The 22336-nt window shown below is 39.1% G+C and carries 23 protein-coding genes; 21 read left to right on the top strand and 2 right to left on the bottom strand.

Annotated elements, in window-relative coordinates:
• The first annotated feature begins 10 nt into the window (after positions 1-10).
• From KJS36_RS02995 to KJS36_RS02980, 4 genes are read left to right on the top strand one after another with little or no spacing between them, the layout of a single operon-like run.
• Entirely contained in the window at positions 11-1195 is a 1185-nt protein-coding gene (locus KJS36_RS02995; RefSeq protein WP_213534191.1) for a 3-phosphoglycerate dehydrogenase family protein, read from the top strand.
• 21 nt (positions 1196-1216) lie between these two features.
• Positions 1217-1705: a pyridoxamine 5'-phosphate oxidase family protein gene (locus KJS36_RS02990; protein WP_213534190.1), complete on the top strand. Its 489-nt coding sequence runs from the start codon at positions 1217-1219 to the stop codon at positions 1703-1705.
• 43 nt (positions 1706-1748) lie between these two features.
• The gene (serB, locus tag KJS36_RS02985) at positions 1749-2393 is read left to right on the top strand and encodes a phosphoserine phosphatase SerB (RefSeq protein WP_213534189.1); all 645 of its coding nucleotides are present in this window, start codon (positions 1749-1751) and stop codon (positions 2391-2393) included.
• Positions 2394-2444: 51 nt separating this feature from the next.
• Entirely contained in the window at positions 2445-2792 is a 348-nt protein-coding gene (locus KJS36_RS02980; RefSeq protein WP_213534188.1) for a Spx/MgsR family RNA polymerase-binding regulatory protein, read from the top strand.
• Positions 2793-2847: 55 nt separating this feature from the next.
• Here KJS36_RS02980 and KJS36_RS02975 read toward each other — a convergent pair whose 3' ends face one another.
• Both KJS36_RS02975 and KJS36_RS02970 read right to left on the bottom strand, forming a co-directional pair.
• Positions 2848-3906: a C39 family peptidase gene (locus KJS36_RS02975; RefSeq protein WP_213534187.1), complete on the bottom strand. Its 1059-nt coding sequence runs from the start codon at positions 3904-3906 to the stop codon at positions 2848-2850.
• Positions 3907-4101: 195 nt separating this feature from the next.
• Entirely contained in the window at positions 4102-4941 is an 840-nt protein-coding gene (locus KJS36_RS02970) for an exodeoxyribonuclease III (protein ID WP_213534185.1), read from the bottom strand.
• Between the two features lie 147 nt (positions 4942-5088).
• Between KJS36_RS02970 and KJS36_RS02965 the strand changes: the two genes are divergently transcribed.
• The 17 genes from KJS36_RS02965 (at position 5089) to murD (ending at position 22301) form a co-directional block, all read left to right on the top strand.
• Complete coding sequence (locus KJS36_RS02965) at positions 5089-5454, top strand: PadR family transcriptional regulator (protein WP_213534183.1); 366 nt, start codon at positions 5089-5091, stop codon at positions 5452-5454.
• The gene (locus tag KJS36_RS02960; protein ID WP_213534181.1) at positions 5439-6596 is read left to right on the top strand and encodes a DUF4097 family beta strand repeat-containing protein; all 1158 of its coding nucleotides are present in this window, start codon (positions 5439-5441) and stop codon (positions 6594-6596) included. The genes KJS36_RS02965 and KJS36_RS02960 overlap by 16 nt, the downstream gene beginning before the upstream one ends.
• A gap of 125 nt (positions 6597-6721) precedes the next feature.
• On the top strand, positions 6722-8695 hold the full coding sequence (metG, locus tag KJS36_RS02955; protein WP_213534179.1) for a methionine--tRNA ligase: 1974 nt from the start codon (positions 6722-6724) through the stop codon (positions 8693-8695).
• A 10-nt stretch (positions 8696-8705) separates the two neighbouring features.
• Positions 8706-8945 carry a DUF2829 domain-containing protein gene (locus tag KJS36_RS02950; RefSeq protein WP_213534177.1) on the top strand — a complete coding sequence of 80 codons (240 nt, stop codon included), beginning with the start codon at positions 8706-8708 and terminating at the stop codon, positions 8943-8945.
• Positions 8942-9664, top strand: a complete 723-nt coding sequence (locus KJS36_RS02945; protein WP_213534175.1) for a 3-oxoacyl-ACP reductase — start codon at positions 8942-8944, stop codon at positions 9662-9664. Before KJS36_RS02950 ends, KJS36_RS02945 begins: the two co-directional genes overlap by 4 nt.
• Positions 9665-9974: 310 nt before the next feature.
• Entirely contained in the window at positions 9975-10496 is a 522-nt protein-coding gene (gene pyrR / locus KJS36_RS02940) for a bifunctional pyr operon transcriptional regulator/uracil phosphoribosyltransferase PyrR (RefSeq protein ID WP_213534173.1), read from the top strand.
• A 34-nt stretch (positions 10497-10530) separates the two neighbouring features.
• Entirely contained in the window at positions 10531-11838 is a 1308-nt protein-coding gene (locus KJS36_RS02935) for a uracil-xanthine permease family protein (protein WP_213534171.1), read from the top strand.
• Between the two features lie 63 nt (positions 11839-11901).
• Positions 11902-12831 (top strand): aspartate carbamoyltransferase catalytic subunit, encoded by a 930-nt coding sequence (locus KJS36_RS02930; RefSeq protein WP_213534169.1) that lies wholly within the window; start codon positions 11902-11904, stop codon positions 12829-12831.
• 93 nt (positions 12832-12924) lie between these two features.
• Positions 12925-13998: a carbamoyl phosphate synthase small subunit gene (locus KJS36_RS02925; protein WP_213534167.1), complete on the top strand. Its 1074-nt coding sequence runs from the start codon at positions 12925-12927 to the stop codon at positions 13996-13998.
• Between the two features lie 237 nt (positions 13999-14235).
• Positions 14236-14481 (top strand): type B 50S ribosomal protein L31, encoded by a 246-nt coding sequence (locus KJS36_RS02920; protein ID WP_213534165.1) that lies wholly within the window; start codon positions 14236-14238, stop codon positions 14479-14481.
• 139 nt (positions 14482-14620) lie between these two features.
• Entirely contained in the window at positions 14621-15154 is a 534-nt protein-coding gene (locus tag KJS36_RS02915; RefSeq protein WP_213534163.1) for a YceD family protein, read from the top strand.
• Positions 15155-15317: 163 nt separating this feature from the next.
• Positions 15318-16010, top strand: coding sequence for a response regulator transcription factor (locus KJS36_RS02910; RefSeq protein ID WP_213534161.1), 693 nt, complete (start codon positions 15318-15320; stop codon positions 16008-16010).
• Positions 16011-16131: 121 nt separating this feature from the next.
• A complete protein-coding gene (locus KJS36_RS02905; RefSeq protein WP_213534159.1) occupies positions 16132-17631 on the top strand; it encodes a HAMP domain-containing sensor histidine kinase in 1500 nt (499 codons plus the stop codon).
• Between the two features lie 155 nt (positions 17632-17786).
• Positions 17787-19025: an ammonium transporter gene (locus KJS36_RS02900; RefSeq protein ID WP_213534157.1), complete on the top strand. Its 1239-nt coding sequence runs from the start codon at positions 17787-17789 to the stop codon at positions 19023-19025.
• Positions 19026-19155: 130 nt separating this feature from the next.
• Positions 19156-20397 (top strand): ammonium transporter, encoded by a 1242-nt coding sequence (locus tag KJS36_RS02895; protein WP_213534155.1) that lies wholly within the window; start codon positions 19156-19158, stop codon positions 20395-20397.
• A gap of 34 nt (positions 20398-20431) precedes the next feature.
• Positions 20432-20773 carry a P-II family nitrogen regulator gene (locus KJS36_RS02890; protein ID WP_213534153.1) on the top strand — a complete coding sequence of 114 codons (342 nt, stop codon included), beginning with the start codon at positions 20432-20434 and terminating at the stop codon, positions 20771-20773.
• 172 nt (positions 20774-20945) lie between these two features.
• Positions 20946-22301: a UDP-N-acetylmuramoyl-L-alanine--D-glutamate ligase gene (gene murD, locus KJS36_RS02885; RefSeq protein WP_213534151.1), complete on the top strand. Its 1356-nt coding sequence runs from the start codon at positions 20946-20948 to the stop codon at positions 22299-22301.
• Positions 22302-22336: the final 35 nt, after the last annotated feature.

Here is a 22336-nt window from a genome sequence, read left to right as displayed (position 1 = left end):
AGGAGAAAAAATGACATTTAACATTAAAACAATCGGAAATAACATTGACGAAGAAGGACTGAAAGAATTTGGCACGGATTTTGCGATTGACAAAGTAGCAGAAAATGAAGCAGAAGGATTTATTTGTCGTGCGCAAAATTTTCATGACTATGAGTTCAGTAAAAAATTACTTGCAATCGGACGCGCAGGTGCTGGATTTAATAATATTCCCGTAGAACGCGCAGCAAGTGAAGGAATTGTCGTTTTCAACGCTCCCGGGGGCAATGCGAATGCCGTCAAAGAACTTGTTATCGCAATGATGATTTTTGGCTCACGTAATCTCAAACCAGCTAATAAATGGCTGAGCGACCAGATGGGAACGGACAAATCCATCGACCTTGCTGTTGAAAAAGGTAAAAAAGCCTTTGCTGGGGCAGAAATTGCAGGAAAAACGATTGGGATTATTGGTTTAGGAAATATCGGAAGTCGTGTCGCAAATGATGCAGAAAGTCTGGGAATGAAAGTGCTGGGTTATGACCCTTACATTGCAGTAGAGCGGGCTTGGGAGATTTCATCGCACGTTCAGCGTGTGACTTCTTTGGATGAAATTTTTGCAAAAGCAGATTACATCACTATTCACACACCGCTGACTGATGAGACCCGGAATATGTATAGTGCAGTGAATTTTGTGAAAATGAAAAAAGGTGTTGTTGTGCTCAATTTTGCGCGTGATGAGATTACTAATAAAGAAGATGTGCTTGATTTTATTGAAAATGGCACTATTCGTTACTTTGCGACAGACTTTGGTTCAGAAAAATTCTATCATAATGACGGAATTTTTGTCACACCACATTTGGGAGGTTCAACTGCAGAAGCCAGCCTCAACTGTACAAAAATGGTTGCACATTCTTTGGAACGTTATTTAAAAACAGGTGAAATCATCAATTCTGTGAATTTTCCGCGTGTACGTCAGGCGATGCTTACACCTTATCGCGTGACTTTAATCAATAAAAACGTTCCAGGTGTTGTTGCGCGGATTTCAGATGCTGTAGCTCAAGAAAATATCAATCTTGCCAATATTGTCAACCGCTCACAGGGAGATTTTGCCTATACTTTACTTGATTTAGATGAATCTGACGAAAGTAAGGTTGAAGCACTTGTAGGACATTTCAAAGATAGTGAAAATATCGTTCGGGTGCGTGTGATTAAGAAATAATTTTTGTAAAAAGGGGAGAAAATGTACAAAGAAATGCGCCGTCGCAAATTGCAAACGACAAAAGAAGAAGCCTTGCGCGTACTTGCTGAGAGTAGTTATGGCGTTCTTGCAACGGTAAATGCTGAGGGAGAACCACGAGCTGTTGCTGTAAATGCAGTGCTGATAGATGATGAAACATTGGTTTTTCATGGTGCACCAGTCGGTGAAAAAATGGAAAATATAGCAGTAAATCCTGCAGTGAGTTATTTTGTCGTGGCACATGAGGAGGTTGTTGCAGAGAATTTTACAACGGATTATCTGTCGGTCAGCCTGCAAGGAAAAGCAGAGCTTGTGACAGATGAAGAAGAAAAATTTGACCTGCTTGTGAAACTTTCCCAGCATTTTGCACCAGAAAAAACGGAAGAAGAAATCAGGACGTACACTTATCCAGCACGAATGGGAAAAGTGGCGCTCGTGCGTGTAAAAATTTTGGATATTAAAGGAAAATATCATCCAGCGATGAAATCTTGATAAGCACGTTCAGTGCTTTTTCTAACAAAGCAAAGGTAAAAATATGACAGAAAAAGTAAAAAAACTCTTGGTTATGGACGTTGATAGTACATTGATTGAGGAAGAAGTGATTGATTTACTGGGAGATGAAGCAGGTGTCGGCGAGAAAATTGCGCAAGTAACAGCAGCTGCGATGCGAGGGGAAATTGATTTCAAAGAAGCCTTGGCAGAGCGAGTTGCGCTGTTGGCTGGTCTGCCAGAAAGTATTTTCGCGCGTGTTTATGCGCATATTCATCTGACAAAAGGAGCGCGTGAGTTGATTGATGAAGCGCACAAGCGTGGCTGGAAAGTTGGTGTCGTTTCAGGCGGTTTTCACGAAATCGTAGATATTATTGCGCACGATGTAGAGCTTGACTATGTTCTTGCCAATCGTTTGGCGCTTGAAAATGGGAAATTAACAGGTAAAACAAGAGGACAAATTATTGACAAAACTGTCAAACTTGAGACGATAAAAAAATGGGCAGCTGAAAATGAGCTGGACTTGTCAAATGTGATTGCCCTAGGTGATGGTGCTAATGATATTCCCATGATTCAAGCAGCGGGGATTGGAATTGCATTTTGCGCTAAGCCAATGGTTCAAGCAGCAGCACCTCATGTGTTGAATAAACGTGATTTGCTGAAAGTGCTTGAAATTGTAGATAAGCAGTAAATTTAGATTTCCCAAATATGTTATAATGAACTAAAAGCATAGGAGGAAAAAATGTACACTTTTTACTGGTATCCAAAATGTAGCACCTGTCGCAAGGCAAAAAGCGTGTTAGATGCGCAAGCGGTAAGCTATCAGGCGATTGACCTAAAGCAAACGCCGCCCAGTGCCACACAATTTGAAAAATGGTTCAAAAAATTTCCTGTCAAAAAATTTTTTAATACGAGCGGACTTGTTTATCGTGAGTTAGGTTTGAAAGATAAATTGACAGACCTGTCAGAAAAAGAAGCAGCCGAATTGCTCGCTTCCAATGGAATGCTCATCAAACGACCGCTCATGGTCAAAGATGATGAGATTGTGATGATTGGATTTAAAGAAGAACAGTATAAAAACGAGCTTTGATAGGCCCGTTTTTTGTTTTCAAATTTTTTGACAGTTCTGTCAAAAATAATAATAGTTATTTTGGTAGGACAGACCAAGCAGGAAATCCAGCATCTAAATCGTCAGAAAGTTGTGTTGGATGGCTCCAAAGTCGTGAAACAGATTGCGCGCCTGTAATCTTGCCCAAAGGGTCAAAAACAGTTGTTGTGCTAGCATTATAACCATAAAGCACAACAAAATGCGAAATTGAGGGATAAACATAAAGATATTCCATACCGTAAATCACAGGTTTTCCTGCAGCCAGTTGACTGACGAGCTGGCTTTGTGTGGTAATGTGTGTGCTTGTCATACCATAATAACTCAAGGTACTAAGAATCGTTTTTCCGTCAATCCCATCACCGGGATAGTTTGGATTATTATAATCACCAATCTGATGTGCTGTTTGTGCAATCGTCACAGGTGTGTAATTTGCACCGAAACCATTCAAAATCATCGCGATTGATGTCGGTCCACAACCTTCTGGACCAAGTGTTGCATCTCCGATTTGGATGTTGCTCCAACGTGGGTCTGTTTGATAAAGATGATTAGGATGCCAAACAGGCACACGAGAAATCGTGTTGTCATTAGGATTACCAAGAGCTGCGGCTTGAAAAGCAATCCCTTCATTTGACCAACCAGCGCGGGTCAAACTTTGTTCTTCACTGCTACTTGTTGTGTAATTGTGCTGTCCGCTGTTAGGATTATAAGCCCGATAAAGTGGAACATTTCCACCAGAGTAAAAAGCGATAGCTTCATAGCGCCAACCATGTGCGACAAGGTTGGCTTTTTCATAGCTGTTTGTTGTGTAAAAATGCAACCCAGCATTTGGATTGTACAAACGATAGACAGGTGCTCCAGATGTCGGTTGCTTACTTTCTATTCCTTCATAATTCCAGCCAGCATTGTGGAGCGATTTTGCTTCATAGAGATTTTCAGTATAGAAATGCTCACCCGAGTTGCTATTGTAGAGACGGTAGAGGCTTACCCCCCCCCCCCCCCGACTAGTGGTAGCAAGGGCACTAGGACTTGGCAATGCAAGACTAATACCAGCAACTAAGCTTGCCCCAAGTATCAGTAGAAGTGATTTTTTATTCATTGTCATCTTTCTATTTTTGGTTTTCTTTCAGTTATATTGTATTCTATTTACTGTCAAAAATCAAATAAAGAAAAAAGCCTTTGATAGCCTATTTTTCTTACTCACATTTTTTGACACCGAAAAGCTACGCTTTCTGGTATCTACTCTCGCTAAGTGGCTAAATCCGCAAGTCGAGTGGCAGTTCTGTCAAAAAATTTACAGCTCAATTTCCAGTAAAATCGGCAAATGGTCTTGTCTAGCACCAGTATCCAGCATTTCTGAGCGTTTGATATTCTCTGCTAGACGTTCGGACACTAGCCAATAGTCAATCCGCCAGCCGGTATTATTGACTTTTGCCATGCGTGAACGTTGTGAAAACCAGCTATAAACGCCCTCGACAGCGCCATGAACCTGACGGAAACTGTCAATAAAGCCAGCCGTCAAAAGTTCGCCAAATCCAGCGCGCTCCTCGTCGGTGAATCCGGGATTATTGTGATTATTCTTAGGATTGGCAAGGTCAATCTCTTGATAGGCGGCATTGAAATCGCCAGAGATAAAAACAGGTTTTGTGCTATCCAACTCTTGCAAATAAGCACGATAAGCGCTGTCCCATTCTTGACGCAATGCAAGACGTTTCAAGCCATCACCAGAGTTTGGTGTATAAACTTGTGTCACGAAAAAATCAGGAAATTCAAGCGTGATAATCCGACCTTCACTATCCATCGTATCTGGTGCGTCAATTTCAGGGAAAGTCACGACAGGCTCAGGCAAACTTTTTTTGTAAAGGTACATCGTGCCAGCATAGCCTTTGCGTGCAGGTGGGGTAGAAATGCGGTGAACAATCGCGTAATCAGGAAATTTTTTAGCAAGAATAGCTAAAATCTTGTCCGTTTTTTTCGTGTCATCATTGAGTTTTGTTTCTTGAATCGCCAGCACATCGGGCAATTCAGCGGCGAGTTTTTCCACAACAGCCATTGATAATGCGGCGCGTTCGCTCGTGCCAGTCAAGGCAGCATTGAGTGAGTCAATATTCCAAGAGATAAATTTATATTTCATAGGATTTCCTTATGTTTTGATAATTTCATTATAACAAAATTCACAGACTTTAGGGATAAAATTTTTTATTTTCATGAATAATACCTTGACAGACACAGTAATTTGAATTATAATATACTTAAGTAAGAATAAATCCAAGGAGGAAAAATGGCAGAAGAAATTTCAAAAGACATCATTCGTGGTCATGTCAATGCAATCATTCTCAATATCTTATCGCAGCATGATAGTTATGGCTATGAGATTGTAAAAACGGTCAAAGAACTCAGTCAAAATAAGTATGAACTCAATGAAGCAACGCTTTACACAGTATTCAGAAGACTGGAAAAAGCAGGCGACATCACAAGTTATTGGGGAGATGAAAGTCAGGGAGGACGCAGGAAATATTACAGTATCAGCGCACAAGGACTAGAAAACCTCGCAAAGGCTCAGAAATCTTGGCAATTTGCTCAAGCTATCATCACACAACTTATCACAGGAAAAATCAATGGAGATAACTCATGGAAGAACTATTAAAACAAAAGTTAGATGCAGTATTTCAAAACTATGAAGAAACAGCAGAGACAAAAGACTTGTATCAAGAAGTTTATGGCAATCTTTTAGATGCCACACAAGCTCATAAGTCAGACGGACTCTCAGACCAAGAAGCAAGTGAACAAGCCTTTTTTGAGATGGGAGATTTGAGAGAAGTTCTGGATGAAATGGCACAAGAAAAAAATCAGACGAACTTGGCGAAAGAAAGTTTGCGGCAAGGAAATACACAGTTATCACTTGCAAATGAAGTTATTTTTAAGAGTGCAGATTTTTCACAAATTTCTCTCAATAATCAGACAGATGAACTCGAAATTTCAACAGCAAAAGATGGTAAAATTCATCTGAAAGAATATATGAACACGCAAAATCCAGCTTTTTTTGCGAATACTATTGAAAATGGAGCAGAACTTAAGATTGAAAGTGGACAACGTCCGAAACTTTTTGGCTTACCACGACCATTTCGTGCAAAAATGCTTCTTTTATTGCCTGAAAATTTCCAAGGAAAATTAAGTGTTCAAGCGATGACGGGAAATTTAAAAATTTATCAGCTCCGTATCGCTGAACTTGCGTTTGACTGTCGTTCTGGTAATCTGACGATGACTGATAGCGAATTTTCCCAACTTCAGATGAAACTGACAAGTGGCAATGCAAAGCTAGAAAATTTAATAACAGAAAAACTTGATTTTGAAGCAAAAAGTGGTAATGTAAAAGTGCAACAACTGATTGCTGAAGAAGCAGATTTTACTTTTAAAAGTGGCAATATCACTTTTGACGATAGTCATTTCAAGAAGGTAAAAATGCAACTGCACAGTGGCAATTTAAAAATGATAAAAAGTTTTGCCCTTCTTGCACAACTACAAGCACATAGTGGCAATATTTATGGAGAAATTACAGGATTTAGCTTACTTGAAGTAGGCTCTGATAATGGCAATATCAAACTTTATGTTGGAAATACAGATTCTTTTGCTTTTGAACTGCGCTCAGATACGGGCATGACAAAATGTAGTTGTTCAGATAGTAGTTATGAAGTTAAAACACAAGGCTATAAAATAGGTCAAGTTGGAGGAAATACAGAAAATATCCTCAAAGCTTGGTCAAAGCGTGGAAATGTAACAGTAAAATGATTTGAAGAAAAGAGTTCTATCAGTGATGATAGAACTTTTTGGCTTAAAAATGTTATAATTAAAGGTAAGATTTTCAAAAAAATCTCAAAATAAGAGTCTCATTTGACTAGGAGAAAATTTCAACAATGACTGAAAACAAAACTTTTTACATCACAACGCCGATTTATTATCCCTCTGGGAAATTGCATTTGGGTTCAAGCTATACAACGATTGCTTGTGACGTTTTGGCACGTTACAAACGCTTGATGGGCTTTGATACTTTTTATCTGACGGGTTTAGATGAACATGGGATGAAAATTCAGCGTAAAGCTGAGGAACTTGGACTGACGCCTAAAGAATATCTCGACCCAATGGCAGAAGATGTGAAAGCTTTGTGGAAGTTATTAGATATTTCTTATGATAAATTTATCCGGACAACGGACGATTACCATGAAAAGGCTGTACAAGAGGCTTTTGAGCAGTTGCTTGCGCAAGATGATATTTATTTGGGTAAATATGCTGGCTGGTATTCTGTTTCTGATGAGGAATATTTCACAGAAACTCAGCTTGAAGAAGTTTTTCGTGATGAAAATGGCATCGTTACTGGTGGAATTGCGCCTAGTGGACATGAAGTGGAATGGGTAGAAGAAGAAACCTATTTCTTCCGTATGGGGAAATACGCAGATTGGCTTTTGGATTATTATGAGACGCACCCTGATTTTATTCAGCCTGAAATTCGCAAAAATGAGATGATTAACAACTTCATCAAGCCAGGTTTGGAAGATTTGGCGCTGACGCGGACGAGCTTCACTTGGGGCATTCCTGTAAAATCAAATCCGAAACACGTAGTTTATGTCTGGTTTGATGCGCTGTTGAACTATATCACGGCGCTGGGGTACGGTTCTGAGGACGATAGTAATTTCAAAAAATTCTGGCCGGGAATTAACATGGTCGGTAAGGAAATTGTTCGTTTTCACACGATTTACTGGCCTATCATGCTTCATGCGCTGGGCTTGAAACCACCTGTTCAGGTGTTTGGTCATGGCTGGCTTTTGATGAAAGACGGCAAAATGTCGAAATCAAAGGGAAACGTCGTTTATTCGGATATGCTGGTGGAGCGTTATGGGCTGGACCCAGTTCGTTATTACTTGCTTCGCGCGATTTCATTTGGGGCGGACGGTATTTTCACACCTGAAGATTTTGTCGATAGGATTAACTATGATTTGGCAAATGATTTGGGAAACCTTCTCAATCGAACGGTTGCGATGATTAACAAATACAATGCGGGCAAGATTGAAAATACAGGTGTGGCGACAGAATTTGACACAGATTTGGAAAATTTGGCGGCAAAAGTCACAGCAAATTACCATACAGCTATGGATAAATTTGAGTTCAATGTGGCACTGGCTGAGATTTGGACCTTGATTTCGCGGACGAATAAATATATTGATGAAACGGCGCCTTGGGTGCTTGCGAAATCTGACGATGATAAGGAAAAACTCAACAATGTACTTTATCATCTGGCTGAGAGTTTGCGCGTGATTGCAAGCTTCTTGCAACCTTTCATGCACGGCACATCTGAAAAAATCTTTGCCCAACTTGGACTGTCTGAGACACAATTTGCACTTGAAAATTTGACATTTGGCTATGCTTATACGGCACCTGTCGTGGCTAAAGGTGAACCTATCTTCCCACGTCTTGATACAGAGGAAGAAGTGGCGTATATCAAGACACAAATGGGCGGAAATACTGTTGTTGCTGACGAAAAAGAATTGATTTTGAATAAATCTGAGATTGAATTTGATACTTTTGACAAATCGGAAATTCGTGTGGCAGAAGTTGTTGCTGTTGAACGTGTTGAAGGTTCTAATAAATTGTTGAAATTTGAATTGAATGCTGGTGATAAAGGCACGCGGACGATTTTATCAGGCATTGCGCAATTTTATCCTGAGGAGCAAGAACTCGTCGGAAAGAAATTGCAAATCGTTGCGAACTTGAAACCACGCAAGATGATGAAGAAATATGTTTCTGAGGGCATGATTTTGTCGGCAGAATTTGACGGAAAACTGCGCGTTCTGACGGTGGATAGCGATATTCCTGCTGGCGCATTGATTGGATAAGATGGAAAAAATGACATTTGAAAAAGCGCTGAGCTTGTTGAAAGCTGGCAAAAAAGTCGTGCGGACAGAAGGCTGGGGCGGCGCTGAAAATTATGTAAAATTGTATGATGCCATTACTCTGGAAAATGGCGAAAAACTCTCTGTCACACCGTATTTTCTGATTAGCGTGAAAGGTGAGGACAAGGAATTTTCGATGTGGGCGCCAACACCTTGTGATGTACTCGCTGAGGATTGGGTAGAGGTCAAATGACATCTGCAGGAAAAAAAGTGCTTGTGACGGGGGCTGCGAGCGGTATTGGACGTGCTCAGGCAGAGGCATTTTTGGCAGCTGGCGCGCAGGTTTTTGCGGTGGATATTCAAGAAATTCCTCTGTCAAATTTGACAGGTCTGTCAAAAATAATCTGTAATGTGTCGGATGAACTTTCTGTCAAAAAATTGGCTGACGAAGTGGGGACGATTGATATTTTGTGCAATACGGCAGGTGTTTTGGACGATTATCGGACACTTGAAGAAACTGATTTTGCGAGTTGGCGGCGGATTTTGCAGACCAATTTGGACAGTCAATTTTTGATGGTGCAGGCATTTTTACCGAAAATGAAAGCTCAAAAATCGGGTGTGATTATCAATATGGCGTCGGTTGCAGGTTTGGTCGCTGGCGGTGGTGGGATTGCTTATACAGCGAGCAAACATGCGATTGTTGGCTTGACAAAGCAGCTCGCACTTGATGAAGCTGGGCACGGCATTCAAGTACTGGCGATTGCGCCAGGTGCGATTGATACGCCGATGAATGCGCGCGATTTCACGGAAAATGACGGAAAAATGGCAGAATGGGTGGCAAATGAAACACCGGCAAAGCGCTGGGCAAGCGCAGATGAAGTTGCCCAGTTGACACTTTTTCTCGCAAGTCCTGCGGCAAGCTATATGACAGGCGCAGTCGTGCCGATTGATGGTGGCTGGACGATAAAATAATTTTTGACAGGTCTTCCGAGGGACTAGAGAATTTATTCTCAGCCTGTCAAAAGTCAATTTGCCCGTAAAATTTTTTTGACGGAACTGTCAAAAAATTTCAAACAAACAAAACCAAAAAATATTGCAATTTTTTGAGAAATTTGATATACTACTTGATAGAAACCTTTAAGTTTGTCCAGAGAGGCAGGCAAGGTCGGAAAACTCTAACATTTGTAAAAAAATTTTCTGATACTCAGCCCGCATTCTATGGATGTGGGCTTTTTGTTCGGCTTTGACTGAGCAAAATCTGCAAGATACGAAAGGAGCCAAAATGGCTAATAAAGAAATTATTGATGAAATCACGATGAAGCGTGCAATCACGCGAATTACTTACGAAATTATTGAGCGAAATAAAGAGCTGGATAAGCTGGTCTTGGTCGGCATCAAAACGCGTGGTGTCTATCTTGCAAAGCGCATTCAAGAGCGACTTTCACAGCTTGAAAATATTTCCATTCCTTTTGGTGAGCTGGATACGAAGCCATTTCGTGATGATAAGCAATCAGACGTTGATACAACGGAGATTGATGTTGATGTGACAGGGAAAGATATTATCCTCGTTGATGATGTGCTTTATACTGGACGAACCATTCGTGCGGCGATTGACGGACTGGTAAAACTCGGTCGTCCAGCGCGCGTACAGTTGGCAGTCCTTGTTGACCGTGGACATCGTGAACTCCCTATCCGTGCGGACTATGTCGGGAAAAATATTCCCACAGCACATGATGAAGAAATCATTGTTCAAATGATGGAGCATGACGGTGCCGACAGTATTTTGATTAGCAAAGTAGACTGAGTGGGTTCATTTGGCAATATAAAAGGAGGCGAAAGTGAATCAAGATGACATTATTCTAAAAGTTGATGAAAAGCCGGGAAATGCGCAATGGTTTGGACTCTCTTTTCAGCATTTATTTGCGATGTTTGGCTCGACGGTGCTGGTACCGATTATTGTCGGCATCAATCCAGCGATTGCCCTGCTGAGTTCGGGGCTGGGAACGCTGGCGCACATGAGCGTGACACGTTTCAAAGTACCAGCTTATATGGGTTCAAGCTTTGCTTATATTGGCGCAATGACCTTGCTGATGAAGCATGGTGGAATGCCAGCGATTGCTCAAGGTGCGATGACTGGTGGACTAGTTTATCTGCTGGTTGCCTTAATTATTCGTTTTGCGGGACGTGATTGGATTGACAAAGTGCTGCCGCCGATTGTGGTTGGGCCGATTGTCATGGTGATTGGGCTGAACTTGGCGCCGACAGCGATTAATGATGCAATGTACAAAGACACGGCGAACCTCACGGGCTACAGTCTGGCTTTCCTCGTGATTGCTCTGATTACTGTGCTTTCGATTGTCGTTTATAGTATTTATGGTAAAGGATTTTTCAGTGTAGTGCCGATTTTGCTGGGAATTATCACGGGTTATGTGGCAGCGCTTATCATTGGAAAACTGACAGGGCAGACGATTGTGAGCTTTTCTGGTGTTGCGCAGGCACATTGGCTGTCTGTGCCACCAGTGGAAATTCCTTTTGCAAGTTATCATTGGGCATTTTATCCGAGTGCGATTTTGACAATGGCGCCGATTGCCTTTGTCACGATGACTGAGCATTTTGGACATATCATGGTGCTTAACAGCTTGACAGGGAAAGATTATTTCCGCGAACCAGGTTTGGATAAAACCTTGAGTGGTGACGGTGTAGCGCAGATTATCGCTGGTTTTCTCGGTGCTCCACCGGTGACAAGTTATGGGGAAAATATCGGTGTCATGGCGATTACGAAAATCCATTCGATTTACGTGATTGCAGGTGCTGCAGCGTTGGCGGTTGTGATTAGTTTCATTGGCAAAATCACAGCGCTCCTGCATTCCATTCCAGCTCCGGTAATTGGCGGTGCGTCAATTGCGCTGTTTGGTGTGATTGCCGCATCTGGTCTGAAGATTTTGGTAGAAAATAAAGTGAATTTTGATGTCAAACGCAATCTTTTGATTTCGTCTGTCGTCCTTGTCATAGGAATTGGCGGCATGGTGATTGACATCAGTTACGGCACGCATAGTTTGCAAGTTTCACCTGTTGCTATTGCCACGATTTTAGGAATTCTGCTCAATCTGATTTTACCAGATGAAGAAAAAACGACGAAGGCTTAAAAATATTTTTGACAGGGTGAAAAGCCCCTACGGCAGCTTTGTCAAAAAAAGAAAGGTCAAAAAATGTCAGTTGAAAATGGTTTGACAGTTTTGTCAAATTTGACAAGTATGGAAGATTTGACTGTTGAAGAGCTCATGGCGCTGATTAAACGTGCTTCCGATTTTAAAAATGGAAAAGCAACATTTACAGCTCAGCGTCAGATTTTCACAAGCAATCTCTTTTTTGAGAATAGCACACGTACACACAATTCTTTCCATATTGCCGAGCGCAAAATGGGACTGGATGTGCTAGAATTCAATGCGCATGAAAGCAGCATGAGTAAGGGCGAAACGCTTTATGACACAGTGCTCACGCTCTGTGCCTTGGGTGTTGAAGTTTGCGTCATTCGCTCTTCCGAAGAACATTATTATGAAAAATTAGTTAACAGTCCGAATATCAGTTGTGCGATTGTCAATGGGGGCGACGGAAGCGGACAGCATCCGAGTCAATCACTTCTTGACTTGATGACAATTTACGAAGAATTCGGTCATTTTGACGGATTGAAAATTGCGATTTCTGGTGATTTGACTCATTCGCGGGTGGCACGTTCCAACATGGTCATGCTCAAAAAACTAGGCTCAGAACTTTATTTCACAGGTCCAGCCGAATGGTACAATGCAGAATTTGATAAATATGGAAAGTACGTAACTCTTGACAGCATTTTACCAGAGCTGGATGTCCATATGTTGCTCCGTGTTCAGCACGAGCGCCATCGTAAAGATGAAAATTTCTCAAAAGAAATCTATCATAACACTTACGGATTGACCGAAGAACGTGCGAAACGCCTGAAATCAACAGCAATTATCATGCACCCAGCACCTGTCAATCGTGATGTCGAAATCGCCGATAGTCTTGTTGAAAGCAGGCAAAGTCGTATTGTCACACAAATGGCAAACGGTGTTTACAGTCGCATGGCAATCCTAGAAGCCGTTTTAAGCAATAGAAATTTTTGACAGACTTGTCAAAATAAATTTGAAAGCAAAAATTTTTTGACAGTTTTGTCAAAAAAAGATTTTCATCAGAAAATTAGAAAGAGATAAGATAAGATGAGCAAGAGACTTTTAATCTTAGAAGACGGAACAATTTTTGAAGGCGAAGCAATCGGTGCGAACCTTGATGTCACAGGCGAACTCGTCTTTAACACAGGTATGACTGGCTACCAACAATCCATCACTGACCAGAGCTACAACGGACAAATCCTCACCTTTACCTACCCATTGATTGGCAATTACGGCATCAACCGTGACGATTACGAAACAATCAATCCAACTTGTAAAGCAGTTATCGTCCACGAAGCAGCGCGTCGCCCAAGCAACTGGCGGATGCAAATGAGCCTTGACGAATTTTTGAAAGCTAAAAATATTCCAGGTTTGACAGGAGTTGATACACGAGAAATTACACGAATTGTCCGTGAACATGGTACACTCAAAGCAGCATTAGTCAATGCAAATGACGACGTAGAACATCAGATGAGCCAGCTCAAAGCAACCGTTTTGCCTACCAATCAAGTAGAAATCAGTAGCACATCAACAGCCTATCCATCGCCAAATACTGGAAGAAATGTTGTGGTCGTCGATTTCGGCTTGAAGCACTCAATTCTGCGAGAACTTTCAAAGCGTAAATGTAATATCACAGTTGTCCCTTGGAATACCACATCTGAAGAAATTTTAAACATGAATCCTGATGGTGTCATGCTAACAAATGGACCTGGCGACCCAACAGATGTACCACAAGCGATTGAAATGATTAAAGAAATTCAAGGAAAAGTTCCAATTTTTGGTATCTGTCTTGGACATCAACTTTTTAGTCTTGCCAATGGTGCAACGACTTACAAGATGAAGTTTGGACATCGCGGTTTCAACCATGCCGTGCGTGAAATTGCCACAGGACGTGTTGATTTTACCAGCCAAAATCACGGTTATGCCGTTTCCTCAGAAAATCTTCCAGATGACCTGCTGATTACTCACGTGGAAATCAACGATAATTCCATTGAAGGCGTGCGCCATCGTCGTTTCCCAGCTTTCAGTGTCCAATTCCATCCAGATGCAGCTCCTGGCCCACATGATGCCGATTATCTCTTTGACGACTTCATGGACATGATGGACGAGTATAAAGATTAAAAATCTGATAATAATATAAAAATAGTCATTTCTAACTTTAATGACTATTTTTTTCTCTTAAATTCCAACAAAAAATGTATAAAATATGCGGATATAAGCAATTTTCAAGCTGTAAAGTTTTTTTCTTGACAAAACGACAGCATCACTTGAAAAAAGTATCAGATTTTGGTAAAATGATTTAGTAATTGTACAACTTTGGTCTGGCAAACAGTCCAAGGCAGAAAGGAACTTCTAACAATGAAAGCAAATATCCATCCAAATTATGGTCCAGTTGTATTTATGGATACAACAACTGGTTACAAATTTTTGAGCGGTTCAACAAAATCTTCTAAAGAAACTGTTGAATGGGAAGATGGCAACACATATCCATTGATTCGTGTTGAAATCTCATCTGATTCTCATCCATTCTACACTGGACGTCAAAAATTCCAAGCCGCAGACGGACGTATTGCACGTTTCAACAAAAAATACGGTACAAAATAATAAAAAGTGGCGTAAGCCATTTTTTTATTTTAAAAGAATTTGCTTTTTTTATCATCAAAGCAGGTTTTTTATTATAAAACTAAGAATATATTTTGAAAGTTATTAAAAATAAGTTAGAATAAAAGAAGGAGAACGCACAATGAAATGGTCATTAAATGAATTAACTAAAAAAAAGCTTATAGAATTTGACGAAAAATTAGATTTAACTGAGAATCTCAAAGCACGCTCAGAAGAAATTTTAGACGCAACAGTTGCAGAAGTTGTTGGACAAATTGCATACGATAAAGGATTGTATTTGTTAGATTATCAACTGAGCATCACATTGACATTGCCATCATCACGCACTTTAAAGCCAGTTGAATACCCACTATCAGTCATTGTAAATGAAATTTTTGCCAGCTTAGATGAACTGAAAAAATTTGAAAATATTGATGAAACTGATTTTATCATTCCATTAGAAAAAGATTTGATTTTCTTGGATGAATCAGTTGCTGACAATATTTTATTAGAAATTCCTTTGCAAATCTTGGCAGAAAATGAAAAAAACAGCAAAGATTTACCACAAGGGAAATTTTGGTCAGTTTTAACAGAAGAAGAATATAAAAAGCAAAAAGAAGAAAAAATAGAAGAAAAGAAATCCCCATTTTCAGGACTTGATGGACTCTTTGATTAAAAGTATAGAAAAGCTATAAAACTACGTTTGTACCATACTGAAAACGATAATTAGAAAAAAATTAGAATAAAATGAGTAAATGGCTTGTAGAAAAATTAAATTTATATTATAATAGGATTATAGAATTAGAAAATAAACAGATTATTTTATCAAAGGAGAAGCCATGGTTTCTAAGAAAATTTTAATCATTGAAGACGAAAAAAATCTTGCCCGCTTTGTATCACTTGAACTGGAACATGAAGGTTATGACACTACTATCAAGGATAATGGTCGTTTGGGACTTGAGGAAGCGCTCAATCGTGACTATGACCTCATTTTGCTGGACTTGATGTTGCCAGAACTTGATGGATTTGAGGTTGCCCGTCGCCTGCGTAAGGAAAAAGAAACACCAATCATTATGATGACTGCACGCGATTCTACGATGGACCGTGTGGCTGGACTTGATATTGGTGCAGATGATTATATCACTAAACCTTTTGCGATTGAAGAACTTCTCGCACGTGTTCGCGCATTCTTCCGTCGAGAAGACCATGTACATGCACTTGAACAAGCAGAAAATACAACTTTCCGCGATTTAGTGATTGATAAAACCAATCGCACCGTTCATCGTGGTAAAAAAGTGATTGATTTGACAAGACGTGAATATGATTTACTTTTGACATTGATGCAAAATGTTGGTGATGTTGTTACTCGTGAACATCTCGTTTCTCAAGTTTGGGGCTACGAAGAAGGCACAGAAACAAACGTTGTAGATGTGTATATCCGTTATTTACGCAACAAAATTGATATTGATGGACATGAGAGCTATATTCAAACAGTTCGTGGTTTAGGCTATGTTATGCGTGAACATAAATGAACGCTCAAAAAATTTCTGTCAGTTTGACAGAATTTTTTGTATCAGTAAAAGTTTTTGACAGTTCTGTCAAAAATAAAAAACAGTCTATCTAGACTATTTAACAAATAAGGACATATTTGAAATGAAAAAATTTCAAACTTCCCATAAGAAGAAAAATAAAAAAATAAATGAAAAGAAAACAAAGAAAAGTATTTTATTGAGATGGGCATTTGCCAATACTATCTTTTGTTTTATCACATTTACCATTTTTGCAGCACTCATTTACCAACTTACTGTGACAACATACGTTAATGAAGAAAAAGCAAATCTTAGACAGGCAATGAATAATGTCTCAAAGAATTTAGAGCAATCAGAAGCCCCATTAACGTTGCAAAATTTACATAATTATATTGACTATACAGGTGTTCCACACATAGAAAATGTTGAAGATTCTCATGGAGCAGCTGTTGCTACACAATCGTTGAGTAGTATGATAGGTAATCGACGCTCTTTTTATATTTTTGATAATGAAAAACATTTGATTTATTCAACAAGCCAGCACACGATAGGCATACAAGGTTTACCAAATGGAAAAATTAGCGTCTATTCTGGGTCACAATATGGTTATTTAGTAGAGCAACGTCTTGTTTCATCTTCAGGAACAACTATTGGATATTTGCAAGCTTTTTATGATATGGAATTTTATCACAATGCTTCCAATAAACTTCTCACCTATTTATTAGTTTTAGAGCTGGTAGCTTTGATAATTGCTCAAGCAATCGGTTATTTCATGGCACGTCATTTCATAGCGCCACTTTCCAAGTTACACAAAGCCATGCAAAATGTGGCACAGGACCCTACAATGGAATTTACCCCGATTGAAATCAAAACAGATGACGAAATAGAAGAACTCGCCGAAGTTTATAATGATATGATGACAAAGACCAACAGCTATCTTGAACAACAAAAACGCTTTGTTTCTGATGTTTCACATGAGCTACGTACACCTTTAGCTGTTTTGGACGGTCATATCAATCTACTCAATCGTTGGGGGAAAGATGACCCGGAGATTCTTGAAGAATCTCTTGAAGCGAGCCGTGAAGAAATCATACGAATGAAAGATATGCTTGAAGAAATGCTCGCTCTTTCACGTTTAGAAAATATTGACTTAGATTTTGAAAAAATGGATTGTGACGTCTTAAAAGTTTCAAATTTTGTTTTAAAAAACTTCAGACTTGTTCACCAAGATTTCCAAGTAGAGTTAGATAATCAATTAACAACACAGAAACACGCAAAAATTTACGAAAATCATTATGAACAAGGATTGATGATTTTATTGGATAATGCAGCAAAATATTCGCCAGATGATGGACGAAAATCAATCAAGATTACCTTAACAGAAGATGATGAATTCATTATCACAAGTGTAAGTGACCAAGGACTTGGCATTAGTGAAGAAGATTTAGAACACGTCTTTGAAAGATTTTTCCGAGCAGATAAAGCAAGAAGTAGAGAAATTTCAGGTACAGGACTTGGCTTATCCATTATCAGCCGTCTCGTAGAAAATTACCAAGGAGAAGTTGAAGTAACTTCAGAATTAGGCAAGGGCTCAACATTTACCTTGAAAATTCCTAAAATATAAAACTGGTTTTTAAACCGGTTTTTTGTTTATGTAATATTTTATGACATAAACTCAACTTTATCCTTGCTTTTCTAAAATAATATGTTATAATTTATAACATGATTTGATTATTGATAGAATTTTCAGATTATAAACTATTATTTTAGAGGTGATGTATGAATACAGGATCAATTGCTTTCATTTTGCTAAGCTCAGCGTTGGTATTACTAATGACTCCAGCTTTAGCATTCTTCTATGGTGGGCTAGGCAGGCGTAAAAATGTCTTAAATACAATGATGATGTCATTAGCTCCTATGGCTATAGCTTCACTTTTGTGGGTTATTATTGGTTTTAGTTTATCTTTTTCAGGAACAAGTGATTTTATTGGAAATTTTAATCATTTATTTATGAATGGTGTGGATATGGCGAAAAATACGCTTTTTCCAACAAGTCAAATTCCCGATGGATTATTTAGTGGCTTCCAGATGATGTTTTCAATCATTACAGTAGCTTTGATTACAGGCGCTGTTGTTGGTCGGATGCGTTTTACTCCTTTGTTAATTTTCATGGCTTTATGGCTTTTACTTGTTTATTATCCACTGGCTCACATGGTTTGGGGAGGTGGATTTCTTGCTAAGCTCCATGCGATTGATTTTGCTGGTGGTGATGTCGTCCATATATCAAGTGGAGTAACTGCTCTTGTATTAGCTATTGTTCTTGGAAAACGTCGTGACTATGGAATGCCTTATCGCCCACACAATATTCCTTTTGTTGTATTGGGAGCAGGACTTCTATGGTTTGGCTGGTTTGGATTTAACGCAGGTTCTGCCTTGGCGGCAAATGGCGTAGCAATCAACGCTTTTATGACAACCAATACAGCAGCTGCAGCAGCGATGCTTTCTTGGATGTTAGTCGAAAAGATTATTATTGGTAAACCTTCAATTGTAGGTGCTTGTTCGGGTGCGGTTGTTGGACTTGTCGCCATCACACCGGGGGCAGGATTTGTATCGCTCTGGAGTTCGATTATTATTGGACTTTTGGTGAGTCCCGTTTCGTTCTTTATGATGAGTGTTGTGAAACAAAAATTAGGTTATGATGATGCGCTTGATGCGTTTGGTTGTCATGGTATTGGCGGAATGTTTGGTGGAATTATGACAGGAATTTTCACTACACCGGCTTTGGCACTACAAAAAGGTTATTCTGGTTTAATTTATGGTTCTGCAAAACTCTTATTAGCAAATATCACAGCTGTTTTATTTACGATTGTATTCTCAGCAGTTGTTAGCTTTGTAATTATCAAAGCTATTGCCATCTTCATGCCACTAAGGGTGAGTCAAAGAGAAGAGTCAATTGGTTTGGATGATAGTGAACATGAAGAAACAGCTTATCCTACTTTCTTAGGATTAGATTCATAAAACCGATGTAATAAAATCTAACATAAAAGAAATAACTATATTCTTTCTTGCAATTTTGAAAACATATGTTATAATTTATAACATAGAAAATGATTTTATTTTCAGAATATAATATACAAGAAGGTTTAGTATGAACACAGGTTCTATCGCATTTATCATGATATGTAGTGCTCTCGTCTTATTGATGACACCAGCTCTTGCTCTTTTTTATGGTGGTTTAGGAAGACGTAAAAATGTTTTGAATACAATGATGATGTCACTTGCACCAATGGCATTAGCTTCTCTTTTATGGGTGATTATTGGCTTTACGTTGTCATTTTCAGGTAGCGGAGCATTTTTAGGAAATCTCTCTCATATTTTTATGAATGGTGTGAGTATGGCAAAAAATACGATGTTCCCAACTAACCAAATTCCAGATGGTTTATTTAGTGGTTTTCAGATGATGTTTTCAATTATTGCAGTTGCTTTATTGACAGGGTCTGTGGCTGGTCGTATGCGATTTACATCTATGATGATTTTTATGGTTTTTTGGCTACTCTTGGTTTATTATCCCCTTGCTCATCTTGTTTGGGGCGGAGGTTTCCTTGCCAAATTGGGGGCGATAGACTTTGCAGGAGGGATTGTTATTCATATTTCTAGTGGTATTTCTGGATTGATATTAGCGATAGTTCTTGGGAAAAGACGTGATTATGAACGTCTAGAATATCGCCCACACAATATTCCTTTCGTTGTTTTGGGAACAGGACTTTTGTGGTTTGGTTGGTTTGGTTTCAATGCCGGTTCTGCTTTAGCAGCAAATGGGGTTGCCATTACTGCTTTCATGACGACAAATACAGCAGCAGCCACAGCAATGCTTTCATGGATGTTTGTTGAAAAAAAAATAACTGGGAAATTCTCTGTTCTCGGTGCTTGTACAGGTGCTATCGTAGGATTAGCAACGATTACACCAGCAGCCGGATTTGTTCCGCTTTGGGGAGCAATGTTGATTGGTTTAATCGCTAGTCCTGTATCATTCTTTATGATGTCTGTTGTAAAGCGCAAATGGGGATTTGATGATGCACTTGATGTTTTTGGGTGTCATGGTATTGGTGGAATGCTTGGTGCATTGATGACTGGAATTCTTACGACACCAGCTCTTGCCTTGAGAAAAGGTTATTCTGGCTTAATCTACGGCTCAGGAAAATTATTTATTGCAAATATAGTAGCAATATTATTTGCCTTAGTGTTTTCTGGAGGAGTGAGTTTTATAATTATAAAAGTGATTGGACTATTTACTGAAATTCGTGTGACAGATCATGCTGAAGCAGTTGGTTTGGATGATAGTGAACATGAAGAAACAGCTTATCCAACCTTCTTAGGATTGGATTCATAAGCGATGATATATAAAATGAAGAAAGTGAGATAATATGAAAAAAATCGAAGCAATTATTCGGACGGATAAATTAGAAGATTTGAAAGAAGCTTTATCCCAAAATGGCTTGACAAGTGGTATGACAGTGTCACAAGTGCTAGGTTATGGGAAACAAAAAGGCTTTACTGAGTATGTCCGTGGACAAAAAATCCAAACCATGCTTTTGGCAAAAATCAAAATTGAAATTGTTTGTATTGACAAAGAAGTCGATGATATCGTCAAAGTTGTGGTTGAAGCTACTCAAACAGGAGAGATTGGCGATGGTAAAATTTTTGTTCAGCCTATTGAGCGCGTGATTCGGATTCGTACAGGCGAAGAAGATGCGGATGCTCTTTAATAAATGAAAGCTCGTCAAAGGCGAGCTTTTTTGTGTTTCAGTATTAAAAATAAAGAAAGTTTGTTGGGATTGTTGAAAAAATAGCCGATTCGCGGTAAAATAGAACGGATAAAGAGTGCAATTTTTCAGAAATTGCAGGCTGACGAAAAAATCGCAGTCTATCGGAGAAGAAATGAAGAAAATTACAACATTTGAAAATAAAAAAGTTTTAGTTTTGGGATTGGCAAAGTCAGGAATAGCAGCAGCGCGCTTGCTTGATAAATTGGGAGCTATCGTTACAGTAAATGATAGTAAAGCATTTGATGAAAACCCAGCAGCGCAAACTCTGCTTGAAGAAGGTATCAAAGTTATTTGTGGACATCACCCACTTGAATTACTTGATGAAGATTTTGCACTAATGGTTAAAAATCCAGGAATTCGCTATGATAATCCAATGGTTGTTCGTGCTTTGGAATTAAAAATTCCTGTTATTACAGAAGTTGAATTAGCTTATCTGGTATCAGAAGCCCCAATTATTGGAATTACTGGTACAAATGGAAAAACAACCACAACGACATTGATTGCGGCGATTTTAAATGCGGATGGACAATCAGCGAAGTTATCTGGTAATATTGGTTTTCCTGCATCAGATGTTGCGAGTGAAGCAACGCCAGATGATACGCTTGTCATGGAACTTTCAAGTTTCCAACTGATGGGAATTGAGACCTTTAAGCCTAAAATTGCAGTGATTACAAATTTATTTTCTGCACATTTGGATTATCATGGTTCACAGGAAGCTTATGAAGCTGCAAAGTGGCGCATTCAAGAACATTTGACGAAAGAAAATTTCTTAATTTTAAACTTTAATCAAGAAAAATGTAAGGCACTTGCAAATCAGACAAAAGCAACAATTGTACCATTTTCAACACATGAAAAGGTTGATGGTGCTTATGAATACGATGGTAAGTTATATTTCAAAGATGAATTTATCATGAATAGTGCAGACTTGTCTTTACTAGGGGAACATAATGTTGAGAATGCTTTAGCTGCGATTGCAGTTGCGAAATTGCAAGGAGCAAAAAATGAAGCGATTATTTCTGTTCTGACAGCATTTGCTGGTGTAAAACATCGTTTGCAATACCTTGGCGAAATTAATGGACATAAAGTTTATAATGATAGTAAGGCGACAAATATTCTTGCAACTCAAAAGGCACTTTCTGGTTTTGATAATACTAAACTTTGGTTACTTGCTGGTGGACTTGACCGTGGAAATGGTTTTGATGAACTTGCAGATGATATAGCAGGACTAAAAGGAATGATTGTTTTCGGTCAAACGGCCCCTAAGTTGCAAAACCTTGCTGAGAAGTTGGGAATTCCTGTGTTTAAGAGTGAAAATGTGGCAACAGCTTTGAAAGAAGTTTTGGCCAGGACTGGCAATGGGGATACAATTTTGCTCAGTCCTGCCAATGCAAGTTGGGACCAATATAAGACTTTTGAAGAACGTGGAGATTTGTTCATTCAAACTTTTGAAACACTCAAAAATCAATAAAAATGGCTCATCAAAATGAGTATATCTATAAAAAT

Origin of the sequence: Lactococcus nasutitermitis, assembly GCF_018403765.1 — a bacterium.
Taxonomy (GTDB): domain Bacteria; phylum Bacillota; class Bacilli; order Lactobacillales; family Streptococcaceae; genus Lactococcus; species Lactococcus nasutitermitis.
The sequence above is the reverse complement of the archived record's forward strand: the minus strand, read 5'-3'. Positions and strand labels throughout refer to the sequence as shown.

Excerpts from the sequence above, each read along its gene's own strand:
- KJS36_RS02995 (WP_213534191.1), top strand. The coding sequence starts at position 11 with ATGACATTTAACATTAAAACAATCGGAAATAACATTGACGAAGAAGGA.
- KJS36_RS02990 (WP_213534190.1), top strand. The coding sequence starts at position 1,217 with ATGTACAAAGAAATGCGCCGTCGCAAATTGCAAACGACAAAAGAAGAA.
- serB (WP_213534189.1), top strand. The coding sequence starts at position 1,749 with ATGACAGAAAAAGTAAAAAAACTCTTGGTTATGGACGTTGATAGTACA.
- KJS36_RS02980 (WP_213534188.1), top strand. The coding sequence starts at position 2,445 with ATGTACACTTTTTACTGGTATCCAAAATGTAGCACCTGTCGCAAGGCA.
- KJS36_RS02975 (WP_213534187.1), bottom strand. The coding sequence starts at position 3,906 with ATGAATAAAAAATCACTTCTACTGATACTTGGGGCAAGCTTAGTTGCT.
- KJS36_RS02970 (WP_213534185.1), bottom strand. The coding sequence starts at position 4,941 with ATGAAATATAAATTTATCTCTTGGAATATTGACTCACTCAATGCTGCC.
- KJS36_RS02965 (WP_213534183.1), top strand. The coding sequence starts at position 5,089 with ATGGCAGAAGAAATTTCAAAAGACATCATTCGTGGTCATGTCAATGCA.
- KJS36_RS02960 (WP_213534181.1), top strand. The coding sequence starts at position 5,439 with ATGGAAGAACTATTAAAACAAAAGTTAGATGCAGTATTTCAAAACTAT.
- metG (WP_213534179.1), top strand. The coding sequence starts at position 6,722 with ATGACTGAAAACAAAACTTTTTACATCACAACGCCGATTTATTATCCC.
- KJS36_RS02950 (WP_213534177.1), top strand. The coding sequence starts at position 8,706 with ATGACATTTGAAAAAGCGCTGAGCTTGTTGAAAGCTGGCAAAAAAGTC.
- KJS36_RS02945 (WP_213534175.1), top strand. The coding sequence starts at position 8,942 with ATGACATCTGCAGGAAAAAAAGTGCTTGTGACGGGGGCTGCGAGCGGT.
- pyrR (WP_213534173.1), top strand. The coding sequence starts at position 9,975 with ATGGCTAATAAAGAAATTATTGATGAAATCACGATGAAGCGTGCAATC.
- KJS36_RS02930 (WP_213534169.1), top strand. The coding sequence starts at position 11,902 with ATGTCAGTTGAAAATGGTTTGACAGTTTTGTCAAATTTGACAAGTATG.
- KJS36_RS02925 (WP_213534167.1), top strand. The coding sequence starts at position 12,925 with ATGAGCAAGAGACTTTTAATCTTAGAAGACGGAACAATTTTTGAAGGC.
- KJS36_RS02920 (WP_213534165.1), top strand. The coding sequence starts at position 14,236 with ATGAAAGCAAATATCCATCCAAATTATGGTCCAGTTGTATTTATGGAT.
- KJS36_RS02915 (WP_213534163.1), top strand. The coding sequence starts at position 14,621 with ATGAAATGGTCATTAAATGAATTAACTAAAAAAAAGCTTATAGAATTT.
- KJS36_RS02910 (WP_213534161.1), top strand. The coding sequence starts at position 15,318 with ATGGTTTCTAAGAAAATTTTAATCATTGAAGACGAAAAAAATCTTGCC.
- KJS36_RS02905 (WP_213534159.1), top strand. The coding sequence starts at position 16,132 with ATGAAAAAATTTCAAACTTCCCATAAGAAGAAAAATAAAAAAATAAAT.
- KJS36_RS02900 (WP_213534157.1), top strand. The coding sequence starts at position 17,787 with ATGAATACAGGATCAATTGCTTTCATTTTGCTAAGCTCAGCGTTGGTA.
- KJS36_RS02895 (WP_213534155.1), top strand. The coding sequence starts at position 19,156 with ATGAACACAGGTTCTATCGCATTTATCATGATATGTAGTGCTCTCGTC.
- KJS36_RS02890 (WP_213534153.1), top strand. The coding sequence starts at position 20,432 with ATGAAAAAAATCGAAGCAATTATTCGGACGGATAAATTAGAAGATTTG.
- murD (WP_213534151.1), top strand. The coding sequence starts at position 20,946 with ATGAAGAAAATTACAACATTTGAAAATAAAAAAGTTTTAGTTTTGGGA.